Origin of the sequence: Aminobacter niigataensis, assembly GCF_946995915.1 — a bacterium.
Taxonomy (GTDB): Bacteria; Pseudomonadota; Alphaproteobacteria; order Rhizobiales; family Rhizobiaceae; genus Aminobacter; species Aminobacter niigataensis.
Genome location: NZ_OX341517.1, coordinates 1,373,522 through 1,387,026, shown reverse-complemented (window position 1 = coordinate 1,387,026; position 13,505 = coordinate 1,373,522). Strand labels below are relative to the sequence as shown.

The following is a 13,505-nucleotide window of genomic DNA, read 5'->3' as shown; positions in this document are numbered from 1 at the left end:
GAAAGGCAATGAAATGGAATCTGTGCTCTTTTACGGCGTGCCCCACGGCTGCTCTTTCGGCTCGATCGTGGCACTCGAATGGCTCGGCCAGCCCTACCGCCTGCACCGCATCGACATGCTCTCGAAACGCTCCGACAGCTTCGCCACGGTGAGCCCGCTGGGACAGACACCGGCGATGATCACCAAGGACGGCAAACCGCTGACCGAAAGCCTGGCGATCCTGCACAGCATCGCCGCGCGCGGCCTCGACAAGGGGCTGGGCTTCGCCCAGGGCACCAAGAAGTTCGACGAACTCAACTGGATGCTCTCCTACCTGCACACGACCTTGCATTCGGCCCTCGGCTACGGCTGGAATGCCTACAAGCTGGACGAGGACGACCATGCCGGCAAGGCGTTCCTGCGCCGTCTCGCCCGTGAAAAGTCGGCCGAAGCCTACGCCTATCTGCAGGGGGTGCTCGAAGGCCGGGAGTGGCTGGTCGGCGACACGAAGACCGTGGCCGACGCCTATTTCATCGGCATCGCCCGCTGGGGCGAGGACCTCGGCCTGTTCGATATCGCCAGGGAGTTCCCCGGCATCCACAAGCACATGGCCAGGCTCGAAGCCGATCCGGCGGTGATCTTCGCCCACGCTATCGAGGACGAGACGCCGCACACATCGTCCGGCGGCTTTCGCGGACAACTGACCGTGCAGGAACTGGACACACGACTGGCCGCCTGACCGCCTTGCAGACGCTCCCCCGTGGATTTCATGGGGGAGCGTGCTTGCCCGAAACGAGCATCGCAGCCGGCACCGCAGAAAGCCTGGCGAAACTGCTTCGATATTCAACATTCCTGATATGCGTTAAGGCGTTTTGAACCCCTTGCTGCAACCATAGGCATCAAGGGACGTCTGCAACACGTATTTAGGGTCCGATGTCTGTAACTGAGGCCAAAAGCCGGCTCGCCGCACCGAACGCGGCGCAGCGGATACCCGGCATATTGATCGTCGGTGGCGTTATATTCGCCGCCGCCCTGTTTGGGATCCTTACCCGCCCGGTAGGCTTTCTCGCCAGTTTCTGGCCGGCCAACGCCATTCTGCTCGGTATGATGGTGCGTAATCCGCGCTATGCCGGCCCGGCCGGCTGGGCGGCGGCCTTCGTCGGCTACGTCGCAGCGGACATTCTGACCGGTGGCGGCTGGTATGTCACGGCGTGGCTGACCGCAGCAAACATGGTTTCCGCCATCACGGGCTATCTGCTGTTCCGCCTCGTCAGCGAGAACGACAGGAAGCTGCAGCACCCTGTCTCCGTCCTCTATCTCTTCGGCATCTGCTGCATGGCAGCGGTGGCCGCCGCATTTGCGGGCGGCGGTGCAGTTGGCCTGTTGTTCGACCGCACCTTCGCGGTCGGGTTCAAGCTGTGGTTCGTCACCGAATTGGTCAACACCCTGGTGATCCTGCCGGCGATACTGACATTTCCCGGGGTTCGGTCGCTGTCCGTACGCTGGCCGCCTTCCGACGACGGCCTGGCGCTGGAAACCATACTGCGGGGCGCCCCATGTCTTGCCCTCATCCTGTCCGTCGCTGGAGGCGTGCTGATCGGCGGTCCAGGGGCACTGGCCTTTCCGATCCCGGCCCTGTTGTGGTGCGCGCTCACCTACAGCCTGTTCACCACCTCCGTGATGACCCTGCTGTTGTGCATCTGGCTGCTGATCTCGATACCCGCCGGTCTCGTCGATCTCGCAGCACCGGCGGACCCCATCCGCTCGCTCGACTCGATCCGCCTCGGCATCGCGCTGATGGCGCTGGGGCCGCTGACGGTCGCGAGCATCAACACCGGACGCCGGGAGTTGATCGCCAGGCTCCAGCACATCGCCAACTACGATGCGCTGACCGGAGCGCTCTCACGCGGCGCCTTCTTCGAGCGCGGACAGGCGCGGCTGGACGAACTCATCCAGGGCCACGGCAACATCGCCGTGCTGATGATCGACCTCGACCACTTCAAGCGTGTCAACGACGAGTACGGCCACGGTGTCGGCGACGCTGCGCTGAAAGCCTTCTTCCCGCAGGCGTCGAAGCACCTGCGCGCGGCTGACCTGATCGGACGGCTGGGCGGGGAGGAATTTGCCGTGCTGATGCCCTTGGCCGACATGATCGAGGCGACGGCGCTGGCCGAGCGCATACGGCTTGCGGTCGAGGCCACCGAAGTGGCACTGCCCTCCGGCGAAGCGCTGAAATTCACGGTGAGCATCGGCGTCTCGGCGCACAAGGCAGATGCCTCAACATCCATCGACGCGATGCTGGCGGCCGCCGACCAGGCGCTCTACGAAGCCAAGGCAGGCGGCCGCAACCAGGTCCGCGTCCGCAGCTGACAAGCCTTCAGATGCCTTCGAGAACGATGATCGTTGGCCGCGCGGGCAGCGATCTGAGTGACACCTTGAGCGAGCGGCTGGGGCGGAACTCGACGGCGAAACCGTCGCCCATCATGCCGGTGAACTCGGCCATTGGCGTCGCATGCCGGTGCATTGGCAGGATCATCGAGGAGTAGAGCCGCGTGGTGATCTCGGTCATCGCGTCGATCGACAGCGTCATGCCGCCGTCGATCGGCACCATCACCACGTCGAGCCGGCCGATGGCGCCGTAATGTGCGTCCTCCAGCCGGTGGTGCAGATGGCCGAGATGGCCTATGCACAGACCGGCAACCTCGAAGATGAAGATCGAATTGCCGTTGGCCTCCATCTCGCCGAAGCGCCTGATGTCGGTCGGCACGTTGCGGACATAGACGTCGTCGACCACCAGCGCATGCCTGGCCGGCCCGCCATCTGGGTTCCACCCGCGCAGCACGTGCTCGATGCCCTTGTCGGGAAAGTCGGTGAAATGTGTGCGGTGCGCCTTGTTCATGGTGACGATCCGCGGCAGCGGGTTGGAGCCGTAGAGGCCGCTATAGTCGGTGGCGATGCGCACGCCGCCCGGCGTCTCGATGACATAGGTCGAGTGGCCGGCATAGGTGATGGTGACGTCGCCATCGACGAAGGCCTGCGCCGGGGTGAAGCTGGCGTAGGTGGCCTTGGGCAGGGCCTCGGCGATGGCCATGCATCTGCTCGGCACCGGGTCTTCGGCGGCAGCGGCAGGCCGAGCCAGCGCAAGCAGGGCGACAAGGCAGGCAGCGAACAGGCGGACGGGCATGGCGCTCTCGTGCGTTCGGGGCGTGGCCGCACTATCTCAGCCGAGGCAAGCGGCGCGTAGTCACGTTTTCGCGAGTGCCTGAAAGCCCGAAACTCTGGACGTATTGAGCCGATTTATCTATAAGGCGGCCCATTCAAACACTGCCGAAGCGACAAACAGGGGTCCCATGGCCGGCCATTCACAGTTCAAGAACATCATGCACCGCAAGGGCCGCCAGGATGCGGTGCGGTCCAAGATGTTCTCCAAGCTCGCGCGCGAAATCACCGTTGCCGCAAAGACCGGCGTGCCCGACGCGACAATGAACCCGCGCCTTCGCCTGGCGGTACAGAACGCCAAGGCCGTGTCGATGCCCAAGGACAACATCGCGCGCGCCATTTCCAAGGCCTCGATGGGCGACGCCGAGAACTACGAAGAAGTGCGCTACGAAGGCTACGGCCCGGGTGGCGTGGCCCTCATCGTCGAGGCGCTGACCGACAACCGCAACCGCACCGCCTCCAACGTCCGTGCCGCCTTCACCAAGTCCGGCGGTGCAATGGGCGAAACCGGCTCGGTCTCGTTCATGTGGGACCGCGTCGGCGAGATCGTCTATGCCGCCAAGGCCGGCGACGCCGACAAGGTCATGGACGCCGCGATCGAGGCCGGCGCCGATGATGTGCAGTCCGACGAGGACGGCCACACCATCACCTGCGCTTTCGAAAACCTCGGCGAGGTGTCCAAGGCGCTGGAAAGCTCGCTCGGCGACGCCGAGTCGGTGAAGATCATCTGGAAGCCGCAGAACAACATCCCTGTCGATGAAGAGCGGGCCCAGTCGCTGATGAAGCTGGTCGGCACGCTCGAAGACGACGACGACGTGCAGAACGTCTATGCCAACTTCGAAGTCGACGAAGCAACGCTGGCCAAGCTCAGCGCAGCGTAAGCAAGTCCGGCACGACTTGAGTTGATATCATTGGCGCCGGTTGAAATCCTCGACCGGCGCCAATTGCGTTTTGGCGAGAGATAGGTCAGCCTCTACTTCGGGGTGGAGAGACTATCCAGATGACAGATGTTGAAGGCGCGCCAAGTAGGGCGGGTTTCTGGCGGCGCAGTCTCGCTCTTTGCATCGACTACTTAGTCATGTTCGTGCCGCTATATTTGGTCGTAGCCGCACTGTTTTCGCAGACCAATGGCGCCGTACAAGGCAACTTCTTCCTAAAGCTAGGCGCTTGCTATGAAACTTCGGTCGACTGGGCGTCTACGCCTCCAGCCGGGATTGACGCTTGGCAGGTATGCAGAACGTCCATCTTAGGCGTTACCACCGCCATCCAGCTCGTAGGAAAAAACACCGAGAATGGAACTGGGATTACATTCCCGGTCGATGCGTCCGGGCAGCTTCGCGATAACGTCTTCGACGCCGGCATTCTGGAGCCACTTATCCTGTTCGTTTTTCTGTTTTCCATGGAATGGCGTACCGGTTGGACTTTCGGAAAGCGGTGTGTCACCATTGTCGTAAAGGACGTGGACGATGAGCGCCGGGTCAGCCTGCCGGTCAACAAGGCTTTTCGCCGTCAGTTTGTGAAGGCAGCAGGTTTGTTGCCGATGATCGTTTTGCAGATCGCCTACGTCATAGCCGAGTGGATGGGCAGCGTCCCGACAGAAGGCGAACTGCAGACACAAGTCTGGCTGGTCGCATCGGTAGCTTCCATAGCGATCGCCATTGCCTGGTTCGTCTGGATTGCCGTATCGATTATGTTCGGCCGTGACCCGATTCATGATCGCTTTGCGGCAACCACCGTTAGGATGAACATAGCTTGACCAACGACACCCTTCCCCAGATCCGCATCACCTATTGCACCCAGTGCATGTGGCTTCTCCGCGCCGGCTGGATGGCGCAGGAGCTGCTCTCGACCTTTGGCCAGGAACTCGGCGAAGTGACGCTGGTGCCGGGCACCGGCGGCATCTTCACCGTCACCTGCAACGGCGAACTGATCTGGGACCGCAAGCGCGACGGCGGTTTCCCCGACGCGGCCCAGCTCAAGCAGCTGGTGCGCGACATGATCGACCCCGAGCGCGACCTCGGCCATTCCGACCGCAAGGGCCACAAGGCAAAGGACCCGGCCTGAGCGGCCGCTGCGGAAATCGTGCAGGGCCCGCGACAGCGCCACAGATAAGTTCCATTTCCTGCGCAACCAGGGCATGGGACCGCACCGCACGGCGCGCGCATTGCCCGGAAAATCCACAGGGACGGAACAGCATTCATGACCACGAGACCGCGCATTGCAGTTCTCTTCGGCGGACGTTCCGCCGAACACGACGTTTCCATCATGTCCGCAAGCAATGTAGTCAAGGCGATCGACGCCTCCAGATATGAGGTCGTGCCGATCGGCGTCAGCCGCCAGGGCAAGTGGCTGCTGGCCGAACTCGACCGCGACGGCGCGCTACCCAAGTCCGTGCCAGAGCGTGGCACCGAGGTGAGCCTTTTGCCGGGCGGCAAGGGCCGGCTGGTTGCCGTTCCCCAAGGCGAGGCGCCGTTCGAGTTGCCCGGCATCGACGTGCTGTTTCCGGTGTTGCACGGCCCGTTCGGCGAGGATGGCACGGTCCAGGGCCTGGCCGAAGTCGCCGGCGTGCCATATGTCGGCTGCGGCGTGCTCGGATCCGCCAACGCGATGGACAAGGACGCGGCCAAGCGGCTGCTGAAGGAGGCCGGCGTACCGGTGGCGCGGGGAATTACCGTGCATGCCGGAGAGCAGCCGGAATTCGACGCGGTGGCCGCCGCACTTGGCCTGCCGGTTTTCGTCAAGCCGGCACGCCAGGGTTCGTCTGTCGGCGTCAGCAAGGCAGGTACCGCCGAGCAGTTGAAGGCGGCTTTGGACGAAGCGTTCAAGCACGACCGCAAGGTGCTGATCGAAGAGTTCGTCGACGGCCGCGAGATCGAGTTCGGTGTGCTTGAAAACCTCGACGGTTCGCTGACCGTTTCGCTGCCGGGCGAGATCGCGCCAGCCGCCAGCCACGGTTTCTATACCTATGAGGCAAAGTACATCGATGCCGACGGCGCGGCCTTGCGCATACCGGCTGAGCTTCCCGAAGCAGCGACGCGGCAGCTTCAGGACATGTCGCGAAAAGGGTTTCTCGCGCTCGGCTGCGAGGGCATGGCCCGGGTCGACTTCTTCGTCCGCGCCGACGGCTCGGCGCTGATCAACGAGATCAACACCATCCCGGGCTTCACCAACATCAGCATGTACCCCAAGACGCTCGGAGCCAGCGGCATTGCCTATCCCGACCTCGTCGGCCGGCTGATCGAGCATGCCATCGACCGTGCCAGGCGCCAGGCGTGATTGCGGGCCGGCCGGGAGGATGATCCTCCGGCTGGCCCCGCAAATTCATCCGCGGGCGGCCGAGAAGGCCATGGCAAAGGACGCCAGCGAGGCCAGGCAGGCGACCGTGCGGACGTGGTTCCACGGCAGCCATTCGGCGAGATAGCGCGCCCATAGCGCGGCACCTTCGGCGCTAGCCGGGTCGGTAGCGGCGAGTGCGTCGTTGAGCGGCACGTTGAAGACCATCGTCACCAGGAAGCAGCCCAGGAGATAGGCGAGGCTGCCAGCGAGCAGCCAGGCCGAACCGGCCTCGCTCCAGCCGAGGACCGCCTTGGCGGCAAGCGCCAGCGACACCGCCACCATGCCCATGAACACCGTCATGAACAACGGGTTGATGATGGTGAGGTTGACCTGTTGCATGGCGGCAATGCCATGGGCGGCGGGCAGCCGCGCCAGCGATGCCATGATGGTGTTCGAGAAGATGAAGAACAGGCTGGCGGCGATGCCGCTGCCGAGCACGGCGGCGAAGGTGAGCGCCGAAAACAGCATTGCGGTCATTTCGCGCCTCCCCAGATACCGGTTGCTGCGACGGCGTTGGCATAGTCGCGGAAATCGCGCGCCGGGCGGCCAAGCGCCCGCTCGACGCCATCGGTAAGATGTTCATTGCGGCCATCCAGCACTTCGGTGAACAGCATCATCAGGAGATCTATGAGATCCTGGGGAAATTGCTGTTCGGCAAGGCGTGCAGCGAACTGCTCGGTGGTCAGTTCGACGAAACGGATTTCGCGGCCGGCCGCCTCGGCAATGTCTGCAACGGCCTCGGAGAAGGTCATGAAGCGCGGGCCGGTGAGTTCGTAAAACTGGCCGATATGGCGGTTGTCGGTGAAGGCAGCGACGGCCGCATCTGCGATGTCGTCGGCATCGACGAAGGGTTCACGTACTGCCCCCACCGGCAAGGCCACCTCGCCCGACAGCACCGCGTCGAGCATGAAACTCTCGCTGAAATTCTGCATGAACCAGCTGCAGCGCAGGGTCGTCCATTCGGCGCCGGACTGCTTGACCATTTCCTCCGCCCGCTGTGCCTCGGGCTCGCCGCGCCCGGAGAGAAGTACGAGGCGATTGACCCCCATGGCGACGGCAAGCTTGGCGAATGCGCCGACCGCTTCGGCAGCGCCCGGCGCTGCGAGGTCAGGGTAGTAGGACACGTAGACGGCGCCGACGCCCTCGAGCGCGCCGGCCCAGGTGGCGCGGTTTTCCCAATCGAAGGACGGAGTACTGCTACGCGAACCGATGCGGACGGGCAGGTCGCGCGCGACAAGCTGTTCTGCGATGCGGCGGCCGGTCTTGCCGGTGCCGCCAAGGATCAGAATGGGCTTCATGCTTTGCTGGGTTGCGGTCATTTTAGCCTCCTTCGCTAACGTGAGTAATACTCACATTTGCAAATGTGATAAACCCTCATATTATGGAGGTCAAGCGGAATCGTTGCGGGCAAAAGAACATGGAAGCGATTGAGGACAACTCAGGCCAGGCCCTGCGGCGCGCGCCGAGCCAGAAGCGCAGCCAGGAGCGTGTCGAACGCATGTTGCAGGCGGCAAGCGCACTGATCTCGGAAGGCGGCAGCGACGCCATGCGGATGGGGGAAGTGGCCGAACGCGCCGGCGTATCGATCGGCTCGCTCTACCAGTATTTTCCCGACAAGGGCGCCATCATCCGCACCCTGGCCGAACGCTACAACGCCGAAGGCCGCGCCTGCATCGCCGACGGCCTTGCCGGCGTGCGCGACATGAAGGGCCTGATCGAAGCCTTCGGCGGGCTGATCGACGTTTATTACGGCATCTTCCTGGCCGAGCCGGTGATGCGCGACATCTGGTCGGGAACACAGGCCGACAAGGCGCTACGCGACATCGACCTGAGGGACAGCCGGGCCAACGGCGCGCTGCTGGCAGGCGCGCTATTGCGCGTGAAGCCAGACGCCGATTCCGACCTGGTGGAACGCAAGGCCTTCCTGATCATGTCGCTGGGGGAATCGACCATGCGGCTCGCCATATCTGTCGAACGCGCCGAAGGCGATCTGCTGGTGGCCGACTACAAAGCGATGGCGCTGCGGGAGATCGCGGCGCTGTAGGTTCCCCTCCCCCCCTTGTGGGGAGGGGTTAGGGGTTGGGGGTAGTTCGCGCTCACCAATTCAGCCGGCAGACCGAGAAGAGGTGGCATACCCCACCCTCTATCCCTCCCCACAAGGGGGAGGGCGTCGACGCCGTGCCCGTCTTCATGCGGCTGCTGACTTGCACGACAAAAAAACCCGCCACGAGGGCGGGTTCTTGATAGCCGGCGATACAGGTCGGCTTAGATGCCTAGGCCTTCGTAACGCTTCTTGAACTTCGACAGACGGCCGCCGCGGTCGAGCAGGTTGTGCTGGCCGCCGGTCCAGGCCGGGTGCGTGGTCGGATCGATATCGAGGTTCATCGTATCGCCTTCCTTGCCCCAGGTGGAGCGGGTCATGTATTCGGTGCCATTGGTCATGACGATCTTGATGGCGTGGTAGTCGGGATGGATATCGGCTTTCATCGCTCTGTTCCTGCTGTCGCGGCGCGGCTTGCGCAGGTATCCTGCGGCGATGCGCCTCTTTCGAAAATTCGAAGCCACGGCTAGATAGGCCAAGGCTTCAGAAACGGTCGGCGTGCCTATACATCAGCCGATTTCGAATCACAAGGCCGCGCAGCCGGCAAATGGGCCGCGGCCGAGAGGGAAACATCATGGCGAACACGACAACGGCCGCCAACGAAGAGCGCCGACGTTCGCTCCGCCCGTTGAATCGCCTGTCACCCTATCTTTATCGCTACCCCAGGCTTGTCGTCGGCGCCATCATTTCGCTGGTTGCCGCCGCCGTCACCACGCTGACCCTGCCGCTCGCCGTACGCCGCATGATCGACCACGGTTTCTCCTCGGTCGATTCGACCTTCATCGCCCAGTACTTCGCCATGCTGGTGGCGATCGCGGCCCTGCTCGCGCTGGCCTCGGCCTGCCGCTATTTTTTCGTCATCACGCTGGGCGAGCGCGTCGTCTCCGACATCCGCCGCGATGTCTTCACCCACGTCACCAGCCTGTCGCCGGCCTTCTTCGACACGGCAATGTCGGGCGAGATCGTCTCGCGGCTGACCGCCGACACCACCCAGATCAAGGCCGCCGTCGGGGCCACCGCCTCGGTCGCGCTGCGCAACCTCATCCTTTTCCTTGGCGCACTCGCCATGATGGTGGTGACCAGCCCAAAGCTTTCGGGCCTGGTGATCGCGGCGATCCCGCTGATCGTGTTGCCGCTCGTCGCCTTCGGCCGCTCGGTGCGGCGCAAGTCGCGCACGGCGCAGGATACGCTGGCCGACGCCACCGCCTTTGCCAGTGAGCAGATCGGAGCGATCCGCACGCTCCAGGCCTTCACCAACGAACGGCTGGTGACAGGCAAGTTCGCCGCCGCGGTTGAAACGGCCTTCAGCGCGGCCCGTGCCTCGGTGCTGGCACGTTCGGTGCTGACCTTCTTTGCCATCTTCACCATCTTCGCCTCGGTCGTGGCGGTGCTGTGGTTCGGCTCGCGCGACGTCCTCGACGGCACGCTGTCGCCGGGCACGCTCGGCCAGTTCCTGCTCTATTCGGTCTTCGCCGCCGGCGCACTGGGCAGCCTCTCGGAAGTGTGGGGCGAACTGAGTTCCGCTGCAGGTGCCGCCGAGCGCATCACCGAGATCCTGGCCGAAAAGCCAACCGTCGCCGCACCGGCCTCGCCTGTCGCCCTGCCCGCCAAGAGCACCGGCGCGATCGAATTCCGCGACGTAACCTTCTCCTACCCGGTCCGACCGGACCGCGCCGCCGTGCACGGGCTGAGCTTCGTCGTCAAGCCGGGTGAAACGGTCGCCATCGTTGGGCCATCGGGCGCGGGCAAGAGCACCGTGTTTTCGCTTCTGCTGCGCTTCTACGACCCTGAGAACGGTTCCGTGCTGATCGACGGCGTCGACCTGCAAAAGGCCGATCCGCAGGCGGTGCGCGAGCGCATCGCCATCGTGCCCCAGGACGTGACGGTATTTGCCAGCACGGCAGCCGAGAATATCGGCTTCGGCCGGCCCGGCGCATCGCGTCCGGAGATCGAAGCCGCAGCCAAGGCGGCCCTGGCCGACGGTTTCATCGAAAAGCTGCAGGACGGCTATGAAACGCAAGTAGGCGAGCGTGGCGTGACGCTCTCGGGCGGCCAGCGCCAGCGCATCGCCATCGCCCGCGCCATCCTGCGCGACGCGCCGATCCTGCTGCTAGACGAGGCGACTTCGGCCCTCGACGCCGAGAGCGAAAAGCAGGTGCAGACGGCGCTTGAACACCTGATGCAGGGCCGCACCACCATCGTCATCGCCCACAGGCTGGCGACGGTGCTGAAGGCCGACCGCATCCTGGTCATGGATGGCGGCGCAATCGTCGAGGAAGGCACGCACCAGAGCCTGGTCGCCAAGGGCGGCATCTATGCCCGTCTCGCCAGGCTGCAGTTCCATGCCGGCGCCGGCGCTTTCCAGGGGGCGGCGGAGTAGTTCGGAAGCCCTTGGCGCTTCGCTCGTTCGCCGCGGAATAGCGCCTCACAGAAAGGTCGCGATCTCCGACAATGGCCGCTTGTCCATGGCATGGGCCGGGATGGTGGCGCCTTCCTTGGGGTAGCCGACGACCATCAGGATGTAGGGCTTGTCGTGCGGATCGCGGCCGCAGATCTGGTTGAGGAAACTCATCGGGTTGGGCGTGTGCGTGAGCGTGGCAAGCCCGGCGCGGTGGAGTGCGGCTATCAGGAAGCCGGTGGCGATGCTGACCGATTCCGGCACGTAGTAGTTCTTGCGCGTGACGCCGTCGGCCGATCGGCTCCTGCGCTCACCGAAGATGCAGATCAGCCACGGCGCCTCTTCCAGGAACGGCTTGGAGGCATCGGTGCCGAGCGGCGCTAGCGCCTTGAGCCACTCCTCGCCGGCGCGGCCTTCATAGAAAGCGCGCTCCTCGACCTCGGCCGCCTCGCGGATCTGGCGCTTGATGTCGGCGTCGCCGATGACGGCGAAATGCCAGGGCTGGTGGTTGGCGCCATTGGGCGCGGTACCGGCCGCCATGATGCAGGTTTCGATGATGTCGCGCGGCACCGGCCGCGTCGAGAAATCCCGCACGGTGTGGCGTGTCCGGATCTCGTCGTAGAAGGCCTGGGCTCCGGCGCGCATCTCCTCGATCGGCTTCTCTTCGAAGTCGGGCAGCGGAACGGTGCGGTAGCTGTGGGCGGACTGAACGGTCATCGGGATGTTCTCATTGCTTGATCGTGTCGGTGGACATTCGGGAAAATGGCTGGTGTCGTCAATGGACCGTACCGTGCCAGCTTTTGGCGAGAGGCTCAGCCTCGAGCGACATGCCTTCCCGCATTCCTGCCTGAGAAAATGCAGCCGCCGAGGAAGGTGCCTTCGAGTGCATTGTAGCCATGGTAGCCGCCGCCGCCGAAGCCGGCGACCTCGCCCGCAGCGTAAAGACCCGGAACGGGTTCGCCCGAGGCGTCGAGCACCTGGCCATCCAGATTGGTGTGCAGGCCGCCCAGCGTCTTGCGTGTCAGCATGTTGAGCCGCACGGCGATCAGCGGGCCGTTTGCAGGGTCGAGGATCTTGTGCGGCTTGGCCGTGCGCACCAGCCGATCGCCAAGATATTTCCGCGCCCCATGGATGGCGGTGACCTGGGCGTCCTTGCAGAACGGATTGTCGATCTCGCGGTCGCGCGCCGCGATCTGGGCGTGGAGGCGGTCATGGTCGATCAGGCTGTTCCCGGCAAGCGCGTTCATGCCGGCAACGAGATCACGCAGATTGTCGCGCACGACGAAATCCTCGCCATGCTGTTTGAAGGCTTCGACCGACGGCGGTGCGCCCTTGGCCCGGCGGCTCTTCAGCACCTCGATCCAGCGCCCGGAGGTCAAGTCAGGATTCTGCTCGGAGCCTGACAGCGCGAACTCCTTCTTGATGATGGGTCAGGACGAACCATGAGTATTCGTGGCCGGTGGACAGGATGCGCCTGAGCGTGCCCAGCGTGTCGAAGCCGGGCAGGAACGGCGCCTCGAGCCGCTCGCCAAGCGCATCGAACCACATCGACGACGGCCCGGGCAGGATGCGGATGCCGTGGTTCGGCCAGATCGGGTTCCAGTTGGTCAGGCCCTCGGTGTAGTGCCACATGCGGTCACGGTTGATGACGGTGCCGCCGGCGGCTTCCGTGATGGCGATCATGCGGCCGTCGACGTGATGCGGCACGCCGGCCACCATCTTCTTCGGCGCAGGGCCGAGGCGCTCGGCGGGCCATGCATTGCGCACGAGCTCATGATCGCCGCCGATGCCGCCTGATGTGACAATCACTGCGCCCGCGTGGAACTCGAACGCGCCGACAACCGTGCGGCCGGATTGCCGGCCGCGGTCGACGGTGGAGGGTTCCAGGATTTCGCCGGAAACGCCGCTGACGGCCCCACCCGTCTTGATGAGACGGCTCGCCCGGTGCCGGAACTTGAGCGCGATTCGGCCGGCGGCCGCGTGCTCGCGGACGCGGCGCAAAAATGGCGCCAATACGCCGGGCCCGGTGCCCCAGGTGACGTGGAAGCGCGGCACCGAATTGCCGTGGCCGTGGGCTGCCGCGCCGCCACGCTCGGCCCAGCCGACGACCGGAAACCAGCGCATGCCCTGCGCATGCAGCCAGGGCCGCATCTCGCCGGCCGCGAAATCGATGAAGGCTTCGGCCACCTTGCGCGGCCAGTGGTCTTCGGGTCGGTCGAACTGCGCCGAACCCAGCCAGTCCTGCAAGGCGAGTTCGCGGCTGTCCTTGATCCGCATCCGGCGCTGCTCGGGGCTGTCGACGAAGAACAGACCGCCGAGCGACCAGAACGCCTGGCCGCCGAGCGAGTTCTCGCCTTCCTGCTCGAGGATGATGACGCGCTTGCCGGCGTCGGCGAGTTCGGCCGCGGCGACAAGGCCGGCCAGCCCGCCGCCAATCACGATTGCATCCGCATGATCCGCCACCTGCCTCTC

The 13,505-nt window shown here is 64.5% G+C and carries 13 protein-coding genes and 1 pseudogene; 8 read left to right on the top strand and 6 right to left on the bottom strand.

Annotated features, from left to right (window positions below):
- Positions 1-13 precede the first annotated feature (13 nt).
- Positions 14-718 (top strand): glutathione S-transferase family protein, encoded by a 705-nt coding sequence (locus O1Y97_RS06600; protein WP_318763521.1) that lies wholly within the window; start codon positions 14-16, stop codon positions 716-718.
- A 194-nt stretch (positions 719-912) separates the two neighbouring features.
- Positions 913-2,349: a GGDEF domain-containing protein gene (locus tag O1Y97_RS06595; protein WP_318763520.1), complete on the top strand. Its 1,437-nt coding sequence runs from the start codon at positions 913-915 to the stop codon at positions 2,347-2,349.
- A gap of 7 nt (positions 2,350-2,356) precedes the next feature.
- Here the strand turns inward: O1Y97_RS06595 and O1Y97_RS06590 are convergent, their stop codons facing one another.
- On the bottom strand, positions 2,357-3,163 hold the full coding sequence (locus O1Y97_RS06590; RefSeq protein WP_318763519.1) for an MBL fold metallo-hydrolase: 807 nt from the start codon (positions 3,161-3,163) through the stop codon (positions 2,357-2,359).
- A 166-nt stretch (positions 3,164-3,329) separates the two neighbouring features.
- Here O1Y97_RS06590 and O1Y97_RS06585 point away from each other — a divergent pair, with 166 nt between their 5' ends.
- The 4 genes from O1Y97_RS06585 to O1Y97_RS06570 all read left to right on the top strand — a co-directional run bounded on the left by O1Y97_RS06585 (position 3,330) and on the right by O1Y97_RS06570 (position 6,474).
- Positions 3,330-4,079 (top strand): YebC/PmpR family DNA-binding transcriptional regulator, encoded by a 750-nt coding sequence (locus O1Y97_RS06585; RefSeq protein ID WP_108606549.1) that lies wholly within the window; start codon positions 3,330-3,332, stop codon positions 4,077-4,079.
- A gap of 119 nt (positions 4,080-4,198) precedes the next feature.
- Positions 4,199-4,954, top strand: coding sequence for an RDD family protein (locus tag O1Y97_RS06580; protein ID WP_318763518.1), 756 nt, complete (start codon positions 4,199-4,201; stop codon positions 4,952-4,954).
- Positions 4,951-5,262, top strand: coding sequence for a SelT/SelW/SelH family protein (locus tag O1Y97_RS06575; protein WP_108606548.1), 312 nt, complete (start codon positions 4,951-4,953; stop codon positions 5,260-5,262). The genes O1Y97_RS06580 and O1Y97_RS06575 overlap by 4 nt, the downstream gene beginning before the upstream one ends.
- 135 nt (positions 5,263-5,397) lie before the next feature.
- On the top strand, positions 5,398-6,474 hold the full coding sequence (locus O1Y97_RS06570) for a D-alanine--D-alanine ligase family protein (protein WP_318763517.1): 1,077 nt from the start codon (positions 5,398-5,400) through the stop codon (positions 6,472-6,474).
- 45 nt (positions 6,475-6,519) lie between these two features.
- Here the strand turns inward: O1Y97_RS06570 and O1Y97_RS06565 are convergent, their stop codons facing one another.
- Both O1Y97_RS06565 and O1Y97_RS06560 read right to left on the bottom strand, forming a co-directional pair.
- Positions 6,520-7,011, bottom strand: a complete 492-nt coding sequence (locus O1Y97_RS06565) for an anthrone oxygenase family protein (RefSeq protein WP_318763516.1) — start codon at positions 7,009-7,011, stop codon at positions 6,520-6,522.
- The gene (locus tag O1Y97_RS06560) at positions 7,008-7,853 is read right to left on the bottom strand and encodes an NAD(P)H-binding protein (RefSeq protein ID WP_318763515.1); all 846 of its coding nucleotides are present in this window, start codon (positions 7,851-7,853) and stop codon (positions 7,008-7,010) included. The genes O1Y97_RS06565 and O1Y97_RS06560 overlap by 4 nt, the downstream gene beginning before the upstream one ends.
- A 98-nt stretch (positions 7,854-7,951) precedes the next feature.
- Here O1Y97_RS06560 and O1Y97_RS06555 point away from each other — a divergent pair, with 98 nt between their 5' ends.
- Complete coding sequence (locus O1Y97_RS06555; protein WP_318763514.1) at positions 7,952-8,578, top strand: TetR/AcrR family transcriptional regulator; 627 nt, start codon at positions 7,952-7,954, stop codon at positions 8,576-8,578.
- Between the two features lie 221 nt (positions 8,579-8,799).
- Here the strand turns inward: O1Y97_RS06555 and rpmE are convergent, their stop codons facing one another.
- Positions 8,800-9,021, bottom strand: a complete 222-nt coding sequence (gene rpmE / locus O1Y97_RS06550; protein ID WP_108609677.1) for a 50S ribosomal protein L31 — start codon at positions 9,019-9,021, stop codon at positions 8,800-8,802.
- A gap of 188 nt (positions 9,022-9,209) precedes the next feature.
- Between rpmE and O1Y97_RS06545 the strand changes: the two genes are divergently transcribed.
- On the top strand, positions 9,210-11,015 hold the full coding sequence (locus O1Y97_RS06545) for an ABC transporter transmembrane domain-containing protein (RefSeq protein WP_183262698.1): 1,806 nt from the start codon (positions 9,210-9,212) through the stop codon (positions 11,013-11,015).
- 45 nt (positions 11,016-11,060) lie between these two features.
- Here O1Y97_RS06545 and O1Y97_RS06540 read toward each other — a convergent pair whose 3' ends face one another.
- Both O1Y97_RS06540 and O1Y97_RS06535 read right to left on the bottom strand, forming a co-directional pair.
- On the bottom strand, positions 11,061-11,750 hold the full coding sequence (locus O1Y97_RS06540) for a nitroreductase family protein (RefSeq protein WP_318763513.1): 690 nt from the start codon (positions 11,748-11,750) through the stop codon (positions 11,061-11,063).
- 95 nt (positions 11,751-11,845) lie between these two features.
- A pseudogene (locus tag O1Y97_RS06535) lies at positions 11,846-13,496 on the bottom strand (FAD-binding dehydrogenase).
- Positions 13,497-13,505 lie beyond the last annotated feature (9 nt).